Source organism: Brevundimonas sp. FV1ye29L, from assembly GCF_058681095.1.
The window spans coordinates 758,660-777,005 of record NZ_CM178730.1 but is presented as its reverse complement, the minus strand read 5'-3'; the positions used below and the strand labels follow the sequence as shown (position 1 = coordinate 777,005).

Sequence of the window (18,346 nt, the reverse complement as noted above, 5' to 3'; positions counted from 1 at the left end):
AGTATGGCCGACGCCATTTTGGCTGCCGGGAGCGTTTTGCTCAGGTGGACCGGCCGGTCCGGCGAGACGCGCTATGGTCCCGCCGGATCGTCCGGAATTCTTATCCACGGAACAGCGAGAGCAGGATGCCGCTCGACTGGTTCGCGATGGACAGCGCCTGCACGCCGAGCTGTTGCTTGGTTTGCAGGGCGGTCAGTTTGGCGCTTTCCTTGGCCAGGTCGGCGTCGACCAGATTGCCGACCCCGGCCTCAAGAGCGTCCTGAAGCTTGGTGTTGAAGGTGACCTGGCGTTCCAGGGACTTGGCCGTGGTGCCGACGCCCTGAAGCGTGCCGGACCAGGCGTCGAGCACAGTCTGGACGTTGGCGGCGGTCGCGGCGGCGGCGGCGTTCAGGGTCGCGCCAGGGGCCGTCAGGGCCGCCGTACCGTCAAAGCTCGCGGCGGCCACGGCCGCGGTGATCTCGTTGGACAGGGCGGTATAGTCGGACTGATAGGCAGAGGTTGAGCCACCGGCCTCGATCGCGGCGGCGATGGCCTTCATCTCGGTCAGGGCGGCGATGATGGTGTCGCCGGCGGCCAGTCCGACATCGGCGATCGACTGCTGACGGCGCAAGCTGTTCAGCGTTGAATCCAACGCCATGGCATTGGCTTTTTGGGTGGTGGCGATGGCCCAGATGGCCCCGTTGTCCTTGGCCGACGCAACCTTGAGGCCGGTCGTGACACGGTTCTGGGTCTTGTCCAGCTGCAGGCTGGTGGCGGCAAGGGCCTGCGCAGCGACAGCGGCGCCGTAATTCGTGTTGATGCTAGCCATTTTGGCTGCTCCTTTGTTCACTTCGTGATGCCGACGCCATTTTGGCTGCCGGGAGCATTTTGCTCGCAGGGCCCCTCGCAAGACCCAGGCCAGGGCACGAAATCCAACCTGATTTTCAGATCATTGTTTTATAAGGTTTTATTTCTGAACACAGGGGCCTCCGGGCCCGGCATTTCTTGCCGAATCCTTTCAGACCCGGCGAAATTTGCCGGGCGCCCGGTCAATCTTGCCGGGCCGGCCTCGCCAACAGGCGTCTCCAGCCCGCCGGAGGGGGCTCCGCCGCCTTCCGCCAGCGATCCTGCAAGGCCCGCTCGGCCAGCAAGGTCTCGACCGCCAGACGTCGCGCAGCGTCGCAACTCACGATCTGGGCTCCGCGCGTCGCATAGGCGGCATCGAGATCGCCGCGCGACGGTCCCGGCGGCAACACCGCGAGGGCGCAGGGCTGCATCGCGACCTCAGCCAGGGTCAGACGGGGCGGCGCAACCGACGAGATCGGGGGCGATCCGGCACAATTCGCGATCATGGGCGTGCAGGCGAGCGGCGCGAGCCGGATCCAGAGGGACGGACGCATCATCGGCGGTTCCTGATTGTTGAATGACGGCAGCGGTGACGGCCCGGGCGGCGCTGACCGTCCGCTCACGCGCATCGAGACGACGCGCCTGATCCTGTGCGCCGAGAACCTCCAGTTCCCGCGCGGCGGCATTGGACTCGGCGACGGCGGCCCTCGCCTCGGCCCGGTCCAGTCTGCGAGCGGACAGCCCGAACGGATCCCAGCGGAACCCCGACCGCACCGCGACCAGCCCAACCCCCGCCACGGCGACCAGGATCAGGACAAGTCGCCCGACGGGCGTCAGGGAGGCGAGGGCGGCTCGCGCCCACCTCATGGCCACACCGCACGATCCAGCTCGAAATGCGGACCGTCCCGAAGCGTGCGCCAGTCTCCACCCCAGACGAGGGCCACCCCCTGGTCGCGTGCGGCGGTCTTGAACGCGGCGGCGATACGCGGATACAGGGGCCAGTCCCAGCGGATCTGCCCCTCGACGAGGGCGGCGACATCGACGGCGTGGCCGGTCAGATGCCTGGACCGCAGCGTTCGACTGGCCCCGGCCCGGACCAGGGCGGACTGCCGTTCAGGCGACCGCAGCCCCTCGGTGACCATGAAGTCCACCGGCGAGTGCAGGATCGCCGCCCTGACCACAGCGACCAGCGCCGGATGCACGCCCGAGAGCCGCTCGAGCGACCGTCTCGACAGGCGGAAGCTCATGACCGCCCTCCCGTGTTCAGACGCAGCCGCAGACTGGCCAGAAGCTCAACCAGCTGCTGGGCGGTCGGGGCCACGAGATAGAGCACCAGAATCAGGGCCTGCAGCGCCATCAGGCCCCGCGCCAGCGGTACGAGCGCTTCGGGAGGGGCCGAACGCACGGCCGCCGCCAGCAGCAGCCAAAGTCCGAAGGTGGCCCCGAAGACATAAAGGCGACGCCACAGCCAGCGCCCCTCGACAAGCGGCGGCGCCGCTTCCGCGTCCGGCACGGGCCTGGGTTGCGGCTGGGTCATCGATCGTCCTCCTCAAGGTCGTCCTGGTGAAAATGCGGATTGCGGTCGCGCGGGGCGCCCGTCTGGTCGCGGGCCGTCTCGCGGCTGAGGCGGCGCGGCATGTCCCAGACCTCAGGATCAAGCAGTTCCGGCGAATGGAGATCGAAGGCTTCCGGGGTCATGGTTCAGCCGATCGCCGTCAGTATGACCAGGCCGGGACCACCGTCGCCGCCGGCTCCCGAGCCTGTGACGCCCGCACCGCCGCCACCGCCGCCTGCGCCGACGTGGCCTGCGCCGCCGGGATGCCCGACTGAAGGCGAGGCTCCGCCGCCGCCGCCTCCTCCGCCGCCGCCCGCCGACAGGACATGGGCCGGAGGGCTCCCGGCCGTCCCGGCCGACCCGGCCCCCCCGGCTCCTCCCGCCGCCTGAGCGCCAAGGCTGGCCCCGGCGCCGCCTGCTCCGCCGTTCTGCGCCGTGCCGGCGGAGTCAAGCCCGCCGCCGCCGCCGCCTCCGCCTGCCGCTTCGGGGCGGTCCAGGGCAGCGCCCGGTCCGGCGTCCGTCGTTACCGCGCTGTAGCCGCCGCGATTGGCCGGGCCGGAACCGATGCCGCCCTCGCCGCCCGCGCCCTGCGTTCCCGTCCCGCCGTCGCCTCCCCGGCCGCCGCCGGCCCACAGGATCTGCACCCCGCCCCGCCGGACGACACTGGGCTGGCCGTCGGTCCCGGCGAGACCTGCGCCGGACAGGACGCCGGCCGCACCGGCCCCGCCCGCGCCGACGGTCACCTCCAGATCGCCCCCGAGATCCGCGATGACCCACGCCGTCTGCGTCACGCCCCCGGCGCCGGCTCCTCCGCCGCCATATCGGGCCGAGCCGCCGGCGCCGGCTGCGCCTGACCCTCCGCCGCCGCCGCCTCCGATCACCCGCGCCTCGACCCGGCGCGCCCATTCGGGCGGCGTCCAGGAGGCATCGGCGGTCAGCAGGGTCGTCTCGGCCCGGCCCGCGCCGGCGGCGAAGGTCGCCGCTCCGGTCGCCGCACTGATCCGCATCGCCTCGCGCCAGCTTCCGCCATCCGCGCTGACCTTGAGCGTCAGATCATCGTCGCCGATCAGCCCCAGTTCCGCCCGTCCGCTCCAGCCGCGCTGGAACAGCAGGGACAGCACGTTTCCCGCCGCCTCCTTGTTGAGGGCGAGTCTCAGGTCGCCGCCCTCCCCGCCGCCCGGCGCGGTCCACAACGCCTTGGTCACCCTCGCCGCGAACGGATTGCCGGCATCGGCCGTGGTGTTCAGACCGAAGCGGTTCAGCGCCTGAACCTCGCCCAGCCGCTCGCCGAGACGGATCCATGCGCCGCCGTGCCGGACGACGACCACGGACTCGTCGGCAATGAGCGCGATCATCCCCTCGGCCGGATCCTCCCGGGTCCATCCGCCCGTGTCCGCCCGGACCAGATCCCCGGCCGTCTGCTCCGCCCAGTGGGCGCCCATCGCGCCGGCGGGCAGGATGTAGAGATCGCCGTCGGCGGGCGCGGAGGGCTGGGCAGAGGTCGTGCGGCTGACGATGCGGGTCTGGACCAGCACGTCCAGCCGGGTCAGGGCCTCATTGACGGTGATGTGTTTCTGCATCTGGCCCGCGGCCAGACAGGGCAGCCCGAGGCGGGCGGTGGCGTCCATGTCGATCTCCGTTCGATTGCGGAGACCAGTCTGCGGGACGCAGCACCTAAGGCGGGGATAGCGGCTCGGCGACGGAGAATGTCCCGAAAAATCAGCGCCCCGACGCCTTCAACCGTCCGGGTTCAGTCGTGCAGATAAACAACCCGCCGCAGCCGGCGGTCGCCCTTTACCCGCTCCAGATGGCGGTCATGCTCGCCGGACGCCCGCGCCTCGGCCTCCGAGCTCTCGACCCAGTGCGTGGACTCAATGTCCTTTTGCAGCGCCTTCGCCGCCAGCAGGTGCCCCGGAAACAGCACGTCGACCAGGTCCGCAGGAATGAAGAAGGTTTCCCCGGTCAGGGTCGTGACCGTATCGATCCCCAGCCAGAGCGCCATCTGGGCCAGGGTCTTCGGCGTGGCCTTTGCTCGTGTCGCCTGGGTCAGCAGCCAGCCGGCCGCCCCCACAGTATAGAGGGCGCCGACCCCGGGCACGAAAGCCAGCAAACCATCCAGGCCGATGCCGAACGGACCGAGGCCGACAGCCCGGTCGGAGAGCTTCTTGACCCCCTCGACATTGGACCAGATTTTCTCGATATCCGCGATCGTCCGCCTGGCCATTCGCAGCTCCTGCGGGGGGCATCCCGTCCCCCTATCTGCACACGTCTCGTGTGAGAAAGACAAGTCCGCATGGCTGTCTACGGTCGTCTTCGGCGATTGACCGCCCTCGGCCTCACCGTCCTGCTCGGAGGTCCCCTCGTCATCGTCCTGGCGGCCCTCAGCGGATTCGGCCATCGCTGGGTCGACATCCTGGCACAGTTCACCGCCCCGGCCCTGATCGCTGCCATTCTGATCGGCCTGGCCGCGCTTGCGCTGCGGCTCTGGCCGGTTGCGGGGGCCAGCGGGGTGGTGCTTGGCCTCGCCCTGATCGCGGGCCTGCCCCAGTGGGCGCCGGCGCGCGGACAGCCGGAGCCCGGCGCACCGGTCGTGACCCTGTATTTCGCCAACCTCTATATGGGCAATGAAGACATCGTCGGGATCGCCAGCTCCATCGCGGAGGCCGACGCCGACATCGTGGTGCTGGTCGAGATGTCGGACGCCGCCGCCGACCGCATCGAGGACCTGCTCGCGGACTATCCGCACCGCGCCATCGAGGTCAGGCCTTCAGGACGCCTCGGCGACCGCATCACCATCGCCTCCCGTCGCCCCCTGACGCCGCACGCGCCGGTCAGGAGCGAAGCGCCCCATGTCGCCGCCACGGTCCAGACGTCTCTGGGCCCGATCGATATCCTGGGCGTCCACCTGACCCGCCCCTGGCCGTACCAGTTCCAGTGGGCCCAGATCCGTCAGGTGATGGACCTGACCGCCCTCGTCGGTGACACCGCCTATCCCCTGATCATGGCCGGGGATTTCAACAGCGTCTCCAGCGCCCGGATCGGGCGTCAGATCCGGACGGACATGGGTCTGACCCCGGCCCCCGGCTGGCCCGGCACCTGGCCGGCGCGGGTCCCCGCGCCGCTCGCCATCACCATCGACCAGATCTACCACAGCCCGAAGCTGGCGCTGCTGGACCGACGCCTGGGACGGCCCACCGGCTCGGATCACCGACCCGTCATCGTCCGGCTCACGAGGGCGGGGACACGAGCCTGATCGCGGCCTCGAGCCGGCCCGCATGACCCGTCGACGGAAAGTCGTCGGCGATCCAGCTCTCTTCAAAGGCCCGCAACACCGCGCCGGTTTCCGGTCCGGCCTCCAGACCGGCCGCTGCGGCCTGACGCCCGCCAACCGGCATCTTCGGGCGCACCCAGAGGTCCGCCAGATCCAGGGCCCGCCCGGCATCGGCGGCATCCATGGCGCCGGCGGCCCGGGCCCGGCGGACCCTGTCGGCAAAGGCCTGTCGCCCGATCCGGTACAACAGCGCCCGACAATCCCGGTCTGCCAGCCGGGCGGGCAGCCTCCCCACCGCCGCCACCAGCCGGTCCCGCAACGCATTGGACAGCCGCAACCGCAGCGCGGCCGCCCGAACCGCCTCCGCATCGGCGGGCAACAGGGCGGACAGGCGCAATGCGGCGTCGTCGCGGATCAGGGCCATCGCCTCAAACAGGGCCAGCGGCTCCGCTTCCGGCAGCACCTCGGCCATCACCCGGGCCCCCACCATGGCCCGAACGGCCGCGCGCGGGTCAGGCGCCGCCAGCAGCTTGAGCAGTTCCTTCGACACCCGCTCCGCCGACAGGCTGCGCACCCCGTCCGCCAGGCCGGCCGAGGCCTTCAGCCCCGTGGCATCCGGGTCGCCGCGTCCATACCAGGCGTGAAAGCGGAAGAACCGCAGGATCCGCAGGTAGTCCTCGCGGATGCGCGTCTCCGCCTCGCCGACAAACACGACCCGGCCGGCCTCGACATCGGCCAGCCCCTCGCCGGTCGGGTCGAAAATCGTCCCGTCCGCATTCGCATACAGGGCGTTCAAGCGGAAATCCCGCCGCGCCGCGTCCTCGGCCCAGTCGTCGGTGAAGGCAACCACCGCGCGCCGCCCGTCGGTTTCGACGTCCCGCCTCAGGGTCGTGATCTCATAGGGTTTCCCGCCCGAGACCGCTGTGACGGTGCCGTGCGCCAGTCCCGTCGGCACGACCTTCAGCCCCGCCGCCTTCAGCGCCTTCATCGACCGTTGCGGGTCCAGCGTCGTGGCCAGGTCCAGATCGTCGACCGGCTGTCCCAGCAGGGCGTTGCGCACGCAGCCGCCGACGAACCGGACGCATCCTTCGCCGCCCTCGGCCTCCAGCGCCGCGATCACGGCCCGGGTGGCCGGGCTGGTCAACCACGGTTCATCCGCCAGCGTCCGCGTGTTCGCCGCGGTCACGCCGCCGCCTCGCCAATCTCGCCGTACAGACGCACCCGCAAGCCCCGGATGATCCCCGCTGTCGCCCCCCAGATATAGCGGTCCTCCCAAGGCATGGCCCAGAACCACCGCCGGTCGCCATCCGCCATATCCAGAAAATCGCGCCGGTGATTGGCCGCATCCATCAGAAAGGCCCACGGGGTCTCGAAGATGTCGGCCACCTCCGCCTCGCTGGGCGTCACCATCGGCGGTTCAGCCAGCCAGCCGATGACGGGCGTGACCAGAAATCCGGTGCCGGTCTCATACGCGTCGCCCAGACCCAGAATCTCGACACGATCCGATTCAAGAGCGATCTCCTCATTCGCCTCGCGCAGGGCCGCCTGCACCGCCGTCTCTCCGGGATCCAGCCGCCCGCCCGGAAAGGCGATCTGGCCGGAGTGGCTCGTCAGGGTGTCGGCCCGCCGTGTCAGCAGAACCGACACGCCTTCCGGTCGCGCGATCAGGGGAGCCAGAACCGCCGCCGGCCGCAGTTCGCGCGGGCCAGGGTCAAAACCGGGATTCAGGTCGAGATCCGAGCGCACGGCAGCCTGACCGGGCCGCCAGTCAGCGACCGGCGTCAGCCGCTCGCGCAGCCTAGCCTTCAGCGTCCCGCCGTTCATTCGACCCCAAGCCCGGTGGGACCCAACGGAAACACCGCTTCGCCCGATCGCACGCAGAGGCGGCCCTCGATCACCACCGCCTTTTCCACCAGCTCATAGAAGACGGGGCGCGCAATCCGTGCCTCCAGCCCTCGCCGCACATGCAGCCGCGGCGCGGGTTCGCCGCTCGCCGGATCAGTCTCGACCATGATCGCATGGTCCGGCCCCGCCTCGACGACGTCCCCCACGTCCGTTGTAAATCGCAGCATCCCGCCATCGGTCTCGAGCGACACCGCCCGGAACGGCAGATCCTCCACGTCGATCTTCAGCTTCTCGACCGGGGTGACCAGATGATAGCCGTCCGGATCCAGCCTGAGCACTGTCGAGAACAGCCGCACCAGTTCCTTGCGGCCGATGGGTGAGCCCTCATGCAGCCAGGTCCCGTCGGCGCGGATGACGATGTCGATCTCGCCGCAATGTTCCGGATGCCACAGATGCACGGGCGGCAGCCCACGGCCCGGCGCCTGATTCACCGCTGCGGTGACCGCGTCCAGCCCGCTCGTCGATGTCGCTTGATCCGCCATGTCCCAGACTTAGGCGCGCCGGGGCCGTTCGTCACCCTGCCGACGTCAGCCCGCGAGGCCGACCGGCCCCTCGACCGTCCGGACGCCGGTCGCCAGCCACAGCACGCGCCGGCGATCCACCGGGCCCGGCAACACGGCGTCCAGCGCAGGCTGAAAGCCGAATCGTTCAAAATAGGCCCGGTCGCCGACCAGCAGCACCCCGCCCACGCCCGCCGTTCGCGCGTGATCGATGCAGGCCAGCACCAGATCGGCGCCCAGGCCTGCACTGCGCCGTCCCGCGTCGACGGCGATCGGTCCCAGGAACAGGGCCGCCGTCTCGCCGACCCTGACCGGCCAGAGACGCACCGAGCCGATGACGACTCCGTCGTCGTGGGCGACAAAGCCGGCGGCCGGGGTCGAGTCTTCGCGCAGCCGCTCGGCCGTCTTTGCGAACCGTCCGGGGCCGAAGGCGGCCATGACCAGGGCGTCCACGGCGGCGCGGTCCTCGCCGCGCTCCGGGGCGACGGCGGTGCGTGTCATCAGGGAAGGAACAGAGGCGACGGTCATGACGCGCGCCCCCTATCCGCTTTTCCCAACGGTTACGAGACCCCCGCGTCGTCCGCAGACCTAGCCGATGTTCGAAAAGTCCGGCGCCCGCTTCTGGCTGAAGGCCATGAAGGCCTCCATGGCCTCGGGGCTGGACAGCTGGGAGCCGAACGCCTGGCCTTCCCGCTGCATGTGGGTCCAGAGGGCCTCGGCGTCCCGCATCAGCCGTTTGGTCTTCTTCAGCGAATTGGGCGCCCGGGTCGCCAGCCTGACGGCCAGATCAAGGGCCACCGCATCCACCTCCGCGGCGGGAACGGCACGGTTGGCCAGCCCCCAGGCCAGGGCCGTACGGCCGTCGACCGCCTCGCCCAGGGCGAACAGCTCAAACGCTCGCTGATGGCCGATCGCCATCGGCAACAGGATCGAGGACGCCGCCTCCGGAGCCAGGGCCAGGTTCACGAACGGGGCCGAGAGCAGGGCGTCCTCGGCCACGACCACCAGATCGCAATGCAGCAACAGGGTCAGACCGATCCCGACGGCCCGCCCTTTCACCGCCGCCACCACCGGCTTGTCCAGATCGGCCAGGCCTTTCAGGAAGCGGAACACCGGCGCATCGATCATCTGGCCGCCGCCAGACTGGCCGATGGCGATGAAGTCAGCGATATCGTTGCCTGCGGAGAAACTGTCGCCTTCCCCCCGAAACAGCAGCACCTTCACCGCATCGTCCGCCCGGGCCTGCTCGGTTGCGGCCGCCATGGCCGAATACATGGACTGGGTGATGGCGTTCTTCTTGTCCGCCCGATTCAGGGTGACGGTCAGTACGCCGGCGTCGAGATGGCTGTTGATCAGGTCGCTCATTGTCCGTCCTCCGGGTCGATCATCGGGGTGTCGGCCAGACCCTCGCGGGGGTGGGCCCGTGTCGCCGTCCACCAGACCACGCCGTCAGCGTCGGTCTCGCGCCGGGCCAGGCCCTTTCCGGCCAGATAGTTCAGATGCGCCACGCTCTCGCCGGTCGCCATGCCGAGGACGCCATCGCCGATGGTCCGGGCAAACAGACAGGAGAAGACGTCCACTGCCCGCTTCGGCTCCATCAGGCTGCGCTCCAGCCGCTTCAACGACGCCTCATGACCCCGTCTCAAGGCCTGCAGCCGCTCGGTGACGCCCCGGAAGGGTTCGCCGTGGGCGGGCAGGATCAGGGTATCCGGGGGCAGCAGGGATTCCAGCCGGTCCAGCGACTGCATCCAGTCGTCGAGCGGGTCCTGAAACGGCTCTGTCGGCCAGACAGAGACATTGGACGAAATGCGCGGCAGGATCTGGTCGCCCGCCAGAAACACGCCGTCGGACGCGCGCCAGAGACAGACGTGCTCCGGACTGTGTCCGCTGCCCACGACTACCCGCCAGTCGTCGCCGCCGATACTGAGGACATCGCCTTCGCCGAGTCGGATATAGGACTGCGGAAGGGCCCACACCGCCTTGCCGAACCGCCCGAACTCGCGCTGGTAGGTTTCGATCTGCGCCTCGTTCCAGCCGCAGCCGCGGAAGAAGTCCAGACCTTCTTTCGGCGCGGATCGACCGGTATCGGCCAACAGCATCCGCCCCGTCACATACTCCAGCCGCGACATCAGCAGCGGCGCCTGGAAGCGTTCGCACAGCCAGCCGGCCAGACCCAGATGATCGGGATGCATATGGGTGCAGATCACCCGCCGGACCGGCCGTCCCTCCAGAGGGCCCGCCAGCGCCGCCTCCCAGCCGTCGCGCGACTCGCCGGTGTTCAATCCCGTGTCGACGATCGTCCACCCGTCTCCATCCCTGAGGGCATAGAGGTTGAGGTGGTTCAGGGCCGCGATCGGCAACGGCAGTCGCAGCCAGAGCACTCCCGGAGCCGCCTCGATCGCCTCACCCGGTGCAGGCGCGTCTCCGAGGGGGTAGGTCAGACCGCGTCCGCCGGCGGGCTCAACCGCTCCGTCGTTCGTTCGCATTGTCTTCAAACCGCCGTCCGCCAAGTCGGTCTCCAATCGCAACGATCCCAGATAGGCCGATCTTCGGCCGATCGTCCAGTCGCGATCCCCGCGCCAAATTCTGCGGCGAGGTCGACGGGGATCATAACGGGCCTTGACCCTGCCACGTCATTGCCGGATTGGCGGGGCTCAATCAGGTCAATCGACCGGGAGATCCTCTGTGCTGAAACGCCTGCTCACCCTCGCTGCCGGACTGGCGCTCATTGTCGCCTCGCCGGCCCTGGCTCAAGTCAATGGAGGCGGAGCCCGGGACCCCGCCCAGACACAGAATGGCGTAAGCGGCCAGGTCAATGAACGCAACGAGCGCGCCCAGCGTGAAAACCGCCGCCAGCAGCGTGCACCCCGCGCGCCCACGCCCGCAGAGATCAAGGCCAGGGCCGTAGAACTGGCGTCGACCCTGCAGCCCGGCTGCCAGGTTACCGAAGCCATCATGCGGGGAAACAGCGACCGGGGGCAGGCCATCTATGAAGCGGCCTGCGCAACCGGACCCGGTTTCCTTCTGGTCTCGGCTGCGGCCGAAGTTGCCAATCCCCCCGCTCCCGCCCTGCCGGCCACCGCGGCGGACTGCGTCGACCTCTTCGGCCAGGCAGACCTGGCCCGCCAGCGGGATCCGGCGGCCGATGTCGGTCTCCAATGCACGCTTCCGGCCAACCAGGATGTTCTGAAGGTCGTCTCGGCCTATGCAGCGGCGGCGGGCGTCCCCTGCACGGTCGATCAGGGATCGGCCACCGGCGTACGCAACAACCAGACCGTCTATGAAGTGGGTTGTGATGGCGTGGATGGTTACTGGGTCGAGCGCCAGGGCGCCGGCTGGACCTCGACGCCATGTATCCAGATAAAGTCCATGAACGGCGCCTGCCGCTACACCACCGTCGTTGAACAGGCCGCGACCCTCAAGGGTTGGCTGGCCAACAGCGAGGGCGCGGCCTGCGATGTGACCGAGGCCCGCTACATGGGCGCCAACGCCAATGGATCCTTCTTCGAAGCCAAATGCGCCGGCGCCGACGGCCTTATCGTCCGCTTCAATGCCGAAAAGGCCGTCCAGCAGGTCTATCCCTGCGCCACGGCTCAACGCATCGGCGGTGGCTGCAAGTTGACGGAGGCCCCGGCCCCTAACGCTCCTGTCGAGCCTGCTTCTGCCCCCGCGCCGGGTTCGCGCCGCTAAATGTGATCCCGCAACGCCTTGAGAGAGCCGTTGCGGACACGGTTATGCCTTGCCGTTTCGTTGTTCCCTGATCTAGCGTTCCGTCCTGGGTCAGTTCTGGATCAGGAGGGTGGCGTGCAGGCAAGGTTCATAACGATAGTCCTGGGGTTGACGATTTTGGTCGGCGCCTTCGGTTCAGCCGGCGAAGCGATTGCGCAGAACGGAGGCGATGGGCGCGGTACGCCTGGCGCCACGGCTGACGATCCGCTGCGCCCACGCAATCCGGGCCTGCCCGACGACCCGTATTCCACCACGATCACCCATACGGAGGCGACGCGTCTCGGCCGACTGCGTCGGCAGAACGGCGTGGTGGCCGCCATCGCGACCGACCAGCAGGCGATCATGCTCACCCAGAGCATGGCCAACACCCTGGCCCTGGACTGCAAGGTGGAACACGCCACATTGCGCGGTCTGAACCCCGACGCCCTGAGCGTCTACGAAATCGGCTGCCTTGAAGGCCCCGGTTACATCATCGCCGCAACGTCTCCGCGTCCGCAGGCCGCAGACTGCGTCGCCATTGCGGGTCGCGTCGCAAAGGCCCTCGCGGCGAACCCCTCTGCACCTCCGGGCGTGACCTGCACCCTGCCCGTCAACCAGAACGCCCAGGCCGTCGTCGCCTCCTACGCCCGCGCGGCCGGCGTCGACTGCGCGATCGACCAGGGCGCCTGGGTCGGCGAATCGACTGGCGGGAACTCCGTTTATGAAGTCGGTTGCGCCGGAGCCGGCGGCTATTGGGTCGAGCGTGTGGGCGGTCGCTGGACGGCCACCGACTGCGTCAAGGTCATGGCCCAGAACGCCAGTTGCGATTTCACCACGGCGGACGAACGCGCCGCGACCATCAAGGCATGGCTGGCCGCCAGCCCCGCCTCCGGTTGCGATGTCATCGACGCCCGCTACATGGGTGAAAACGCCAACGGGGCGTTCTACGAGGCCAAATGCGGCGCAGGCGAGGGCTATGTCGCGCGGCTCAACCAGGCCCGCGCCGTTCAGCAGGTCTATTCCTGCGCCGAGGCCGCGACGATCGGCGGCGGTTGCAAGCTCGCCGCCCGGCCCTGATCCCGTCCGGACACCCTGGCGCTCACGGCGACCTCGTCAGGGCAAGCCTCGGGACAATTTTTGGCTTCAGGTCGGCTCGACCTGAAGCCAAAATGGTCTAGCGTCCGTGGTATGCGTATCGCCACCTGGAATGTGAACTCCGTCAATGCCCGCCTGCCCACCGTTCTGGAGTGGCTGGAGGCGGCGAGTCCTGACGTCGTCTGCTTTCAGGAGATCAAGACGATCGACGAGAAGTTCCCGCGGGACGCGTTCGAGAGCCTCGGCTACAATGTCGAGATCCATGGCCAGAAGACCTACAACGGCGTGGCCATCCTCTCGAAACATCGGCTGTCCGACGTCCGGCGCGGTCTGCCCGGCGGCGAAACATCGGGGCTGAACGGCGAGGCCGACGATCAGGCCCGTTATATCGAGGCCCTCGTCGAGGCGCCCGTGCCGGTCCGGGTCGGCGGTCTCTACCTGCCCAACGGCAATCCGGTCGGGACGGAGAAGTTTCCGTACAAACTGGCCTGGTTCGAACGTCTGAACGCCCACGCCCGGGACCTCCTGAGGTTCGAGGAGCCCTTCGTCCTGTGCGGCGACTACAACGTCATTCCCGAGCCGGAGGACGCCCGCCATCCCGAAAACTGGCTCGGCGACGCCCTGTACCAGCCCGAGAGCCGCGCGGCATTTCGCGCGCTGAAATACCTCGGCCTCTCCGAGGCCGGCGAACTGGCCGGCCAGGCCCCGGGGACCTATACCTTCTGGGACTATCAGGCCGGCGCCTGGCCGAAAAACAACGGCATCCGCATCGACTTCCACCTGTTGTCGCCCCAGGCCGCCGACCGCTTCCGGGGCGTGGAAACCCACCGCGAGGCCCGGGACATGGACAAGCCGTCGGATCATGTGCCGGTCGTGATCGAGCTGGATCTGACCGCATGACGGCGCGCGACAGACGGACCGCCAGATGATGGGGGCCCGCTGATGGGGGAGGCCTTTCGCGTCATCCTGCTGATCGGGCTGGCCGCCGCCGCCCTGACGACCGGCGCCCTGACGCTCAGCTGGTGGATGGAGCCCGAACGCCGGCTGCGCCGCGCCATGCTGAAAAGCCTGGGCCGGATCGCCGAGACCGAGGCCTTCGCCCCGGCCGAGGGGCGCGCCGCCGGTCTCGACTTCACAGGCGGCCAGCTTGCCGTGTTGTGGGACCGGGGCGCCAACGGTCTGGTCTTCGCCTTCGATGAGATCGAGGGCGCCGAAATGATCGTCGACGGTCACGTCGTCGCCCGCGTCCGACGCGGCGAACCGAGGAAGGCGCTGGATATCATGGCCCCGGAAGCGACCGAGGTGACCCTTCGCCTGATGTTCCTCGACGCCCGCTGGCCCGAGTTCGAACTGGCGCTGTGGAACGCCCGCACCCTGTCGCAGGCGCCGTCCCACACCGCCTCACCCGCCGAAGCCCTGCGCCTCGGCCGCCGCTGGCTGTCGCACATTGAAGCCTTGATGCGTTAGGTCTGGCGCTGACCCGCCATGTGACGCTACCGAAGCGTCGCTCACTGCCTGAGCGCAATATCCCTCACGTCCTCTTTCGTGGGCGGCAAAGCCGCCAGGCCGCGTCGGGTCGGGATGTCCCGGAGGGCCGACGACCGCAGCCCAAGCATACTGGCGCGCCTGCCCGCCAGAGAGTAGAAGCCGCCATCCCTGTAGTTTTCGCCTTATTGAAGGAGGCCGTCTTGGCCCGCCTTTTCGACGCCTATGTGATCGCCGACTGGACCGCCGCCGAGGGCAAGAAACTGGGCGAGGGTTCGCTGTGGATCGGCGTGGCCAAACGCGACGTGCGTTTTCGCCTCTATACCGAGACCCATAATGTCGCGACCCGCGCCGAGGGCGAGGCCCTGCTGAACAGCCTGCTGGCGGATCACAGGAAGCGCGGCGATCGCGTCCTGCTCGGCTTCGATTTCACCCTTGGCTATCCCGCCGGCACGGCCGCGCGGCTGGGCCTGAAGGCTGGGCCCGCATGGTCGGCGACGTGGAAATTCATCGACGACAACCTCAAGGACAAGCCCGACAACACCAACAACCGCTATCAGGTGGCGGCCAAGATGAACCGGCTGATGACCGACCAGGCCTGGCCGTTCTGGGGCGCTCCCGCCAGTCAGGCCCAGCGCTGGCTGACCACGACCAAGCCTCCCGTTGGGTCCGGCGCCGACATCCCTGAACTGCGCGCCACCGAGCAGGCGCCGGTCGCGGGCAGGCATGCGCCCAGAAGCGTCTGGCAAATGCATGGCGCCGGCGCTGTCGGCGGCCAGACCCTGGTCGGGATTCCGGTCGCGCGGCGGTTGCTGGAAGCCCTCGGCCCGTCGGCCGCCGTCTGGCCGTTCAACACCGGCTGGCGCGCGCTGGACGCCGCCGATGTCGAGCCGCTCTCCGTGCTCGTCGCCGAGGTCTGGCCCGCCCTCTACGCCGCCAAACCCGCGCCCGGCGAGTTCAAGGATCAGGCGAGGGTCCGCCTGACGGCCGAACATTTCGCCAGTCTGGACGACCGGGGCGAACTGGGCGCCGCCTTTGGTCCGTCCAAAGGGACCGATGAGGCCCTGATCGCCCGCGTCACGGACGAGGAAGGCTGGATCCTGGGGGTCTGATTTCCCGGGCGGCCGACTGCCGCTTTCCGCACACCGCCACAGACGATAGCGTCCTCCCGAGGGGGAGAGTCGTTCATGCTTGTGCTTCTGGGGATTGCGGTTCTGGTGGCGGGTTTCCTGCTGCGGCTGAATCCGCTTCCGGTCATCCTGACGGCGGCCCTTGTGACCGGCCTCGCCGGCGGTCTCAGCCTGCCCGGCACGGTCGCCGCTTTCGGCAAGGCCTTCAACGACAACCGCTATATCTCCATCGTCTGGCTGGTTCTGCCGGTCATCGGGCTGCTGGAGCGATACGGGCTCCAGGAACAGGCGCGGCGGCTGATCTCGAAACTGCGCACCGTCACCACGGGCCGGCTTCTGGCCGCCTATCTTCTGGCGCGCCAGATCACCTCGGCCCTCGGTCAGACCAAGCTCGGCGGCCACCCCCAGATGGTCCGGCCGCTTGTCGCCCCGATGGCCGAGGCGGCCGCCGAGACACGGCATGGCGCCCTGCCGGACAAGACCCGCTTCCTGATCCGCGCCCATGCGGCCGGGGCCGACAACATCGGCCTGTTCTTCGGCGAGGACATTTTCATCGCCATCGCCTCGATCCTGCTGATCAAGGGGTTCCTCGAACAGAACGGCATCTTCGTCCAGCCTCTGGACCTGTCGGTCTGGGCCATCCCGACCGCCCTTCTCGCCTTCGCCATCCACGGGACGCGGCTGCTGCGGCTCGACCGCCGGATCGCGCGCGAGACCGAGGCGGCGAACCTCGCCCCGCCCGCCGCCGATCCGGAGGCCGGCCGATGATCACCCTGACCTGGGTCTATGGTCTGGCGGGCCTGACCTTCATCGCCTTTTCCGTCTTCAGCCTGACCGACCGGGAGAACCCGAAACGGCTCCGGAACGCGGCCTTCTGGGGTTTGATGGCGCTCAGCTTTCTCGCCGGCCAGTGGCTGGGGGATCTCGGCAACGGCATTCTGCTGATCGGCCTCGTCCTGCTGGCCGGTTTCGGCGGCCTGGGTCAGGGACGACCGGCCACCACCACGCCCGGGGAACGCGCCGCCTTCGCCGCCCGGTTCGGATCGAAACTGTTCATTCCGGCCCTGATCATCCCGGTCACCGCCCTGCTCGGTACGCTCGTTCTCGCCAGGATCGACATCGGGGGCACGCCGCTGTTCGATGCAAAGGACCCGACCCTGATCGCCCTCGGGCTTGGCGTGATCCTGGCCCTGATCACCGGTATGATCATGTTCCGCCCGCCCCTGACGGCCCCGCTTCAGGAAGGCCGTCGCCTGATGGACTCCGTCGGCTGGGCCGCCATCCTGCCCCAGATGCTGGCGGCCCTGGGCGCCGTCTTCGCCCTGGCGGGCGTCGGCGCTGTCATTGGCGGTCTGGTCTCGGACGTGGTGCCCATGACCGGCCCCCTGATTGCGGTGGTGGTTTACTGTCTCGGCATGGCCCTGTTCACCATCATCATGGGGAACGCCTTCGCCGCCTTCCCGGTGATCACCGCCGCCATCGGCCTGCCGTTCGTGATCCACCAGTTCGGGGGCAATCCGGCCATCGTCTGCGCCATCGGCATGCTGTCCGGCTTCTGCGGCACCCTGCTGACGCCGATGGCGGCCAACTTCAACGTCGTACCCGCCAACCTGCTGGACCTGCCCGACCGCAACGCCGCCTTCAACGGCGTGATCCGCGCCCAGGCCCCGACCGCCCTGCTGATCCTCGTCGGCAATATGGCCCTGATGTACTTCCTCGCCTTCCGGTTCTGAGCCATGCACGCCCTCACCGCCGACACCGCCTCGCTCTACGTCCGCACGGCCCTTGGCCACGTCACCCGCGAATGGCCCTACAAGATGGATCACGTCCTGACCGGGCCACAGGACGTCATCGCTCCGCGCACGGCCCACCCGATCTTCTTCGGCAGTTTCGACTGGCATTCCTGCGTCCACGGCTGGTGGACCCTGTTCACCCTGCTGCGCCTCCATCCCGCCAGCCCCGAGGCCGGGCGCATCATCGCCCTGGCCGACGACCTGTTTACCCCCGCCCATGTCGCGGCCGAGACCGACTATCTGGCCCGCCCCTCCAGCCGGGGCTTCGAACGGCCCTACGGCTGGGCCTGGCTGCTGATGCTGGCGGCGGAACTGTCCCGACACGACACCGACCATGGCCGCCGCTGGTCACGGACGCTACAGCCGCTCGCCGACGCCTTCGCCGACCGGTTCAAGGCATGGCTGCCGCTGGCGACCTATCCTGTCCGGGTCGGAACCCATTTCAACACGGCCTTCGCCCTCAGGCTGGCGCTCGACTACGCCCAGGCCGCCGATGACGCCCACCTCGCCGCCCTGTGCCGCGACCGCGCCCTGGCCTGGCATGGCGACGATCATGACTGCCCTGCCTGGGAGCCGTCGCAGGATGAGTTCCTCTCCTCCGCTCTCACCGAGGCCGCCCTGATGCGCCGTTTGCTGGACGGAGCCGACTTCACCGTCTGGTTCGACGCCTTCCTGCCCCGCATGTCCGAGGGCCATCCGGCGACCCTGTTCATCCCGGCCTCGGTCAGCGATCGCACCGACGGCAAGATCGCCCATCTGGACGGGCTGAACCTCAGCCGGGCCTGGTGCTGGCGCGAGATCGCCTCGGGCCTCGACCGGAGTCATCCCGCCCGCGCCCCCGCCTTCCGGGCGGCCGATGTTCATCTGGACGCCGCCCTGCCACAGGTCACCGGCGACTATATGGGCGAACACTGGCTGGCCAGCTTCGCCCTTCTGGCCCTGCTGGCCCCGGCCGCCTGAACCGCCGCCCGCGCCCTGCAGGCGCGATCTGTGTGCAGGACCCGGACAATCCGACCAGTGGGGCAAACCCGAGGGTGACGGACCGGAAACGCCGGGCTAGACCTCCCGCATACAGAATT

Annotated in this window: 23 protein-coding genes; 9 read left to right on the top strand and 14 right to left on the bottom strand. The window is 69.0% G+C overall.

Translation table 11 applies throughout. The annotated features are described in order from the left end of the window. Positions 1–100 precede the first annotated feature (100 nt). The 8 genes from ACW17W_RS03870 to ACW17W_RS03835 form a co-directional block, all read right to left on the bottom strand. Positions 101–808 (bottom strand): flagellin, encoded by a 708-nt coding sequence (locus ACW17W_RS03870; RefSeq protein WP_492079433.1) that lies wholly within the window; start codon positions 806–808, stop codon positions 101–103. Between the two features lie 220 nt (positions 809–1,028). Next, entirely contained in the window at positions 1,029–1,256 is a 228-nt protein-coding gene (locus tag ACW17W_RS03865) for a hypothetical protein (RefSeq protein ID WP_492079432.1), read from the bottom strand. 7 nt (positions 1,257–1,263) lie between these two features. Then, the gene (locus ACW17W_RS03860; RefSeq protein WP_492079431.1) at positions 1,264–1,692 is read right to left on the bottom strand and encodes a hypothetical protein; all 429 of its coding nucleotides are present in this window, start codon (positions 1,690–1,692) and stop codon (positions 1,264–1,266) included. Then, entirely contained in the window at positions 1,689–2,072 is a 384-nt protein-coding gene (locus tag ACW17W_RS03855) for a M15 family metallopeptidase (RefSeq protein ID WP_492079430.1), read from the bottom strand. The genes ACW17W_RS03860 and ACW17W_RS03855 overlap by 4 nt, the downstream gene beginning before the upstream one ends. Next, positions 2,069–2,362, bottom strand: coding sequence for a hypothetical protein (locus ACW17W_RS03850; RefSeq protein WP_492079429.1), 294 nt, complete (start codon positions 2,360–2,362; stop codon positions 2,069–2,071). The genes ACW17W_RS03855 and ACW17W_RS03850 overlap by 4 nt, the downstream gene beginning before the upstream one ends. Continuing rightward, positions 2,359–2,523 (bottom strand): hypothetical protein, encoded by a 165-nt coding sequence (locus tag ACW17W_RS03845; protein ID WP_492079428.1) that lies wholly within the window; start codon positions 2,521–2,523, stop codon positions 2,359–2,361. Before ACW17W_RS03845 ends, ACW17W_RS03850 begins: the two co-directional genes overlap by 4 nt. A 3-nt stretch (positions 2,524–2,526) precedes the next feature. Then, a complete protein-coding gene (locus tag ACW17W_RS03840) occupies positions 2,527–4,008 on the bottom strand; it encodes a DUF2793 domain-containing protein (RefSeq protein ID WP_492079427.1) in 1,482 nt (493 codons plus the stop codon). A 122-nt stretch (positions 4,009–4,130) separates the two neighbouring features. Then, complete coding sequence (locus ACW17W_RS03835; protein WP_492079426.1) at positions 4,131–4,604, bottom strand: DUF4112 domain-containing protein; 474 nt, start codon at positions 4,602–4,604, stop codon at positions 4,131–4,133. A 69-nt stretch (positions 4,605–4,673) separates the two neighbouring features. Here ACW17W_RS03835 and ACW17W_RS03830 point away from each other — a divergent pair, with 69 nt between their 5' ends. Continuing rightward, positions 4,674–5,633 (top strand): endonuclease/exonuclease/phosphatase family protein, encoded by a 960-nt coding sequence (locus ACW17W_RS03830; protein WP_492079425.1) that lies wholly within the window; start codon positions 4,674–4,676, stop codon positions 5,631–5,633. Here ACW17W_RS03830 and ACW17W_RS03825 read toward each other — a convergent pair. Genes ACW17W_RS03825 through ACW17W_RS03800 form a run of 6 tightly spaced genes read right to left on the bottom strand, consistent with a single transcriptional unit; the run spans position 5,608 to position 10,542 of the window. Continuing rightward, complete coding sequence (locus tag ACW17W_RS03825) at positions 5,608–6,837, bottom strand: CCA tRNA nucleotidyltransferase (protein WP_492079424.1); 1,230 nt, start codon at positions 6,835–6,837, stop codon at positions 5,608–5,610. The genes ACW17W_RS03830 and ACW17W_RS03825 overlap by 26 nt on opposite strands. After that, entirely contained in the window at positions 6,834–7,475 is a 642-nt protein-coding gene (locus ACW17W_RS03820; RefSeq protein ID WP_492079423.1) for a CoA pyrophosphatase, read from the bottom strand. Before ACW17W_RS03820 ends, ACW17W_RS03825 begins: the two co-directional genes overlap by 4 nt. Then, the gene (locus ACW17W_RS03815) at positions 7,472–8,038 is read right to left on the bottom strand and encodes a DUF1285 domain-containing protein (RefSeq protein WP_492079422.1); all 567 of its coding nucleotides are present in this window, start codon (positions 8,036–8,038) and stop codon (positions 7,472–7,474) included. The genes ACW17W_RS03820 and ACW17W_RS03815 overlap by 4 nt, the downstream gene beginning before the upstream one ends. 45 nt (positions 8,039–8,083) lie before the next feature. Beyond that, the gene (locus tag ACW17W_RS03810) at positions 8,084–8,584 is read right to left on the bottom strand and encodes a GNAT family N-acetyltransferase (protein WP_492079421.1); all 501 of its coding nucleotides are present in this window, start codon (positions 8,582–8,584) and stop codon (positions 8,084–8,086) included. A gap of 60 nt (positions 8,585–8,644) precedes the next feature. Continuing rightward, positions 8,645–9,421 (bottom strand): enoyl-CoA hydratase, encoded by a 777-nt coding sequence (locus ACW17W_RS03805; RefSeq protein WP_492079420.1) that lies wholly within the window; start codon positions 9,419–9,421, stop codon positions 8,645–8,647. After that, positions 9,418–10,542: an MBL fold metallo-hydrolase gene (locus ACW17W_RS03800; RefSeq protein WP_492079419.1), complete on the bottom strand. Its 1,125-nt coding sequence runs from the start codon at positions 10,540–10,542 to the stop codon at positions 9,418–9,420. Before ACW17W_RS03800 ends, ACW17W_RS03805 begins: the two co-directional genes overlap by 4 nt. A gap of 199 nt (positions 10,543–10,741) precedes the next feature. On the opposite strand from ACW17W_RS03800, the gene ACW17W_RS03795 reads away from it, so the two are divergent. The 8 genes from ACW17W_RS03795 to ACW17W_RS03760 all read left to right on the top strand — a co-directional run bounded on the left by ACW17W_RS03795 (position 10,742) and on the right by ACW17W_RS03760 (position 18,227). After that, complete coding sequence (locus tag ACW17W_RS03795) at positions 10,742–11,746, top strand: hypothetical protein (protein ID WP_492079418.1); 1,005 nt, start codon at positions 10,742–10,744, stop codon at positions 11,744–11,746. Between the two features lie 147 nt (positions 11,747–11,893). Next, positions 11,894–12,841 (top strand): hypothetical protein, encoded by a 948-nt coding sequence (locus tag ACW17W_RS03790; protein WP_492079417.1) that lies wholly within the window; start codon positions 11,894–11,896, stop codon positions 12,839–12,841. Positions 12,842–12,952: 111 nt separating this feature from the next. Beyond that, positions 12,953–13,759: an exodeoxyribonuclease III gene (xth, locus tag ACW17W_RS03785; protein ID WP_492079416.1), complete on the top strand. Its 807-nt coding sequence runs from the start codon at positions 12,953–12,955 to the stop codon at positions 13,757–13,759. Between the two features lie 42 nt (positions 13,760–13,801). Next, a complete protein-coding gene (locus tag ACW17W_RS03780; RefSeq protein WP_492079415.1) occupies positions 13,802–14,326 on the top strand; it encodes a hypothetical protein in 525 nt (174 codons plus the stop codon). A gap of 221 nt (positions 14,327–14,547) precedes the next feature. Continuing rightward, positions 14,548–15,456, top strand: a complete 909-nt coding sequence (locus ACW17W_RS03775; protein ID WP_492079414.1) for a cobalamin biosynthesis protein CbiG — start codon at positions 14,548–14,550, stop codon at positions 15,454–15,456. A gap of 75 nt (positions 15,457–15,531) precedes the next feature. Then, positions 15,532–16,242: a DUF969 domain-containing protein gene (locus ACW17W_RS03770; RefSeq protein WP_492079413.1), complete on the top strand. Its 711-nt coding sequence runs from the start codon at positions 15,532–15,534 to the stop codon at positions 16,240–16,242. After that, positions 16,239–17,207: a DUF979 domain-containing protein gene (locus ACW17W_RS03765; protein ID WP_492079412.1), complete on the top strand. Its 969-nt coding sequence runs from the start codon at positions 16,239–16,241 to the stop codon at positions 17,205–17,207. Before ACW17W_RS03770 ends, ACW17W_RS03765 begins: the two co-directional genes overlap by 4 nt. Before the next feature lie 3 nt (positions 17,208–17,210). Further along, on the top strand, positions 17,211–18,227 hold the full coding sequence (locus ACW17W_RS03760; protein ID WP_492079411.1) for a DUF2891 domain-containing protein: 1,017 nt from the start codon (positions 17,211–17,213) through the stop codon (positions 18,225–18,227). The last annotated feature ends 119 nt before the right edge of the window (positions 18,228–18,346 follow it).

What these genes read in the sequence shown, in the direction of transcription:
- ACW17W_RS03815 (WP_492079422.1), bottom strand. Translation starts at nt 8,038, where the DNA reads ATGGCGGATCAAGCGACATCGACGAGCGGGCTGGACGCGGTCACCGCA.
- ACW17W_RS03855 (WP_492079430.1), bottom strand. Translation starts at nt 2,072, where the DNA reads ATGAGCTTCCGCCTGTCGAGACGGTCGCTCGAGCGGCTCTCGGGCGTG.
- ACW17W_RS03835 (WP_492079426.1), bottom strand. Translation starts at nt 4,604, where the DNA reads ATGGCCAGGCGGACGATCGCGGATATCGAGAAAATCTGGTCCAATGTC.
- ACW17W_RS03800 (WP_492079419.1), bottom strand. Translation starts at nt 10,542, where the DNA reads ATGCGAACGAACGACGGAGCGGTTGAGCCCGCCGGCGGACGCGGTCTG.
- ACW17W_RS03805 (WP_492079420.1), bottom strand. Translation starts at nt 9,421, where the DNA reads ATGAGCGACCTGATCAACAGCCATCTCGACGCCGGCGTACTGACCGTC.
- ACW17W_RS03780 (WP_492079415.1), top strand. Translation starts at nt 13,802, where the DNA reads ATGGGGGAGGCCTTTCGCGTCATCCTGCTGATCGGGCTGGCCGCCGCC.
- ACW17W_RS03870 (WP_492079433.1), bottom strand. Translation starts at nt 808, where the DNA reads ATGGCTAGCATCAACACGAATTACGGCGCCGCTGTCGCTGCGCAGGCC.
- xth (WP_492079416.1), top strand. Translation starts at nt 12,953, where the DNA reads ATGCGTATCGCCACCTGGAATGTGAACTCCGTCAATGCCCGCCTGCCC.
- ACW17W_RS03840 (WP_492079427.1), bottom strand. Translation starts at nt 4,008, where the DNA reads ATGGACGCCACCGCCCGCCTCGGGCTGCCCTGTCTGGCCGCGGGCCAG.
- ACW17W_RS03830 (WP_492079425.1), top strand. Translation starts at nt 4,674, where the DNA reads ATGGCTGTCTACGGTCGTCTTCGGCGATTGACCGCCCTCGGCCTCACC.
- ACW17W_RS03760 (WP_492079411.1), top strand. Translation starts at nt 17,211, where the DNA reads ATGCACGCCCTCACCGCCGACACCGCCTCGCTCTACGTCCGCACGGCC.
- ACW17W_RS03845 (WP_492079428.1), bottom strand. Translation starts at nt 2,523, where the DNA reads ATGACCCCGGAAGCCTTCGATCTCCATTCGCCGGAACTGCTTGATCCT.
- ACW17W_RS03850 (WP_492079429.1), bottom strand. Translation starts at nt 2,362, where the DNA reads ATGACCCAGCCGCAACCCAGGCCCGTGCCGGACGCGGAAGCGGCGCCG.
- ACW17W_RS03810 (WP_492079421.1), bottom strand. Translation starts at nt 8,584, where the DNA reads ATGACCGTCGCCTCTGTTCCTTCCCTGATGACACGCACCGCCGTCGCC.
- ACW17W_RS03820 (WP_492079423.1), bottom strand. Translation starts at nt 7,475, where the DNA reads ATGAACGGCGGGACGCTGAAGGCTAGGCTGCGCGAGCGGCTGACGCCG.
- ACW17W_RS03770 (WP_492079413.1), top strand. Translation starts at nt 15,532, where the DNA reads ATGCTTGTGCTTCTGGGGATTGCGGTTCTGGTGGCGGGTTTCCTGCTG.
- ACW17W_RS03765 (WP_492079412.1), top strand. Translation starts at nt 16,239, where the DNA reads ATGATCACCCTGACCTGGGTCTATGGTCTGGCGGGCCTGACCTTCATC.
- ACW17W_RS03865 (WP_492079432.1), bottom strand. Translation starts at nt 1,256, where the DNA reads ATGCAGCCCTGCGCCCTCGCGGTGTTGCCGCCGGGACCGTCGCGCGGC.
- ACW17W_RS03860 (WP_492079431.1), bottom strand. Translation starts at nt 1,692, where the DNA reads ATGAGGTGGGCGCGAGCCGCCCTCGCCTCCCTGACGCCCGTCGGGCGA.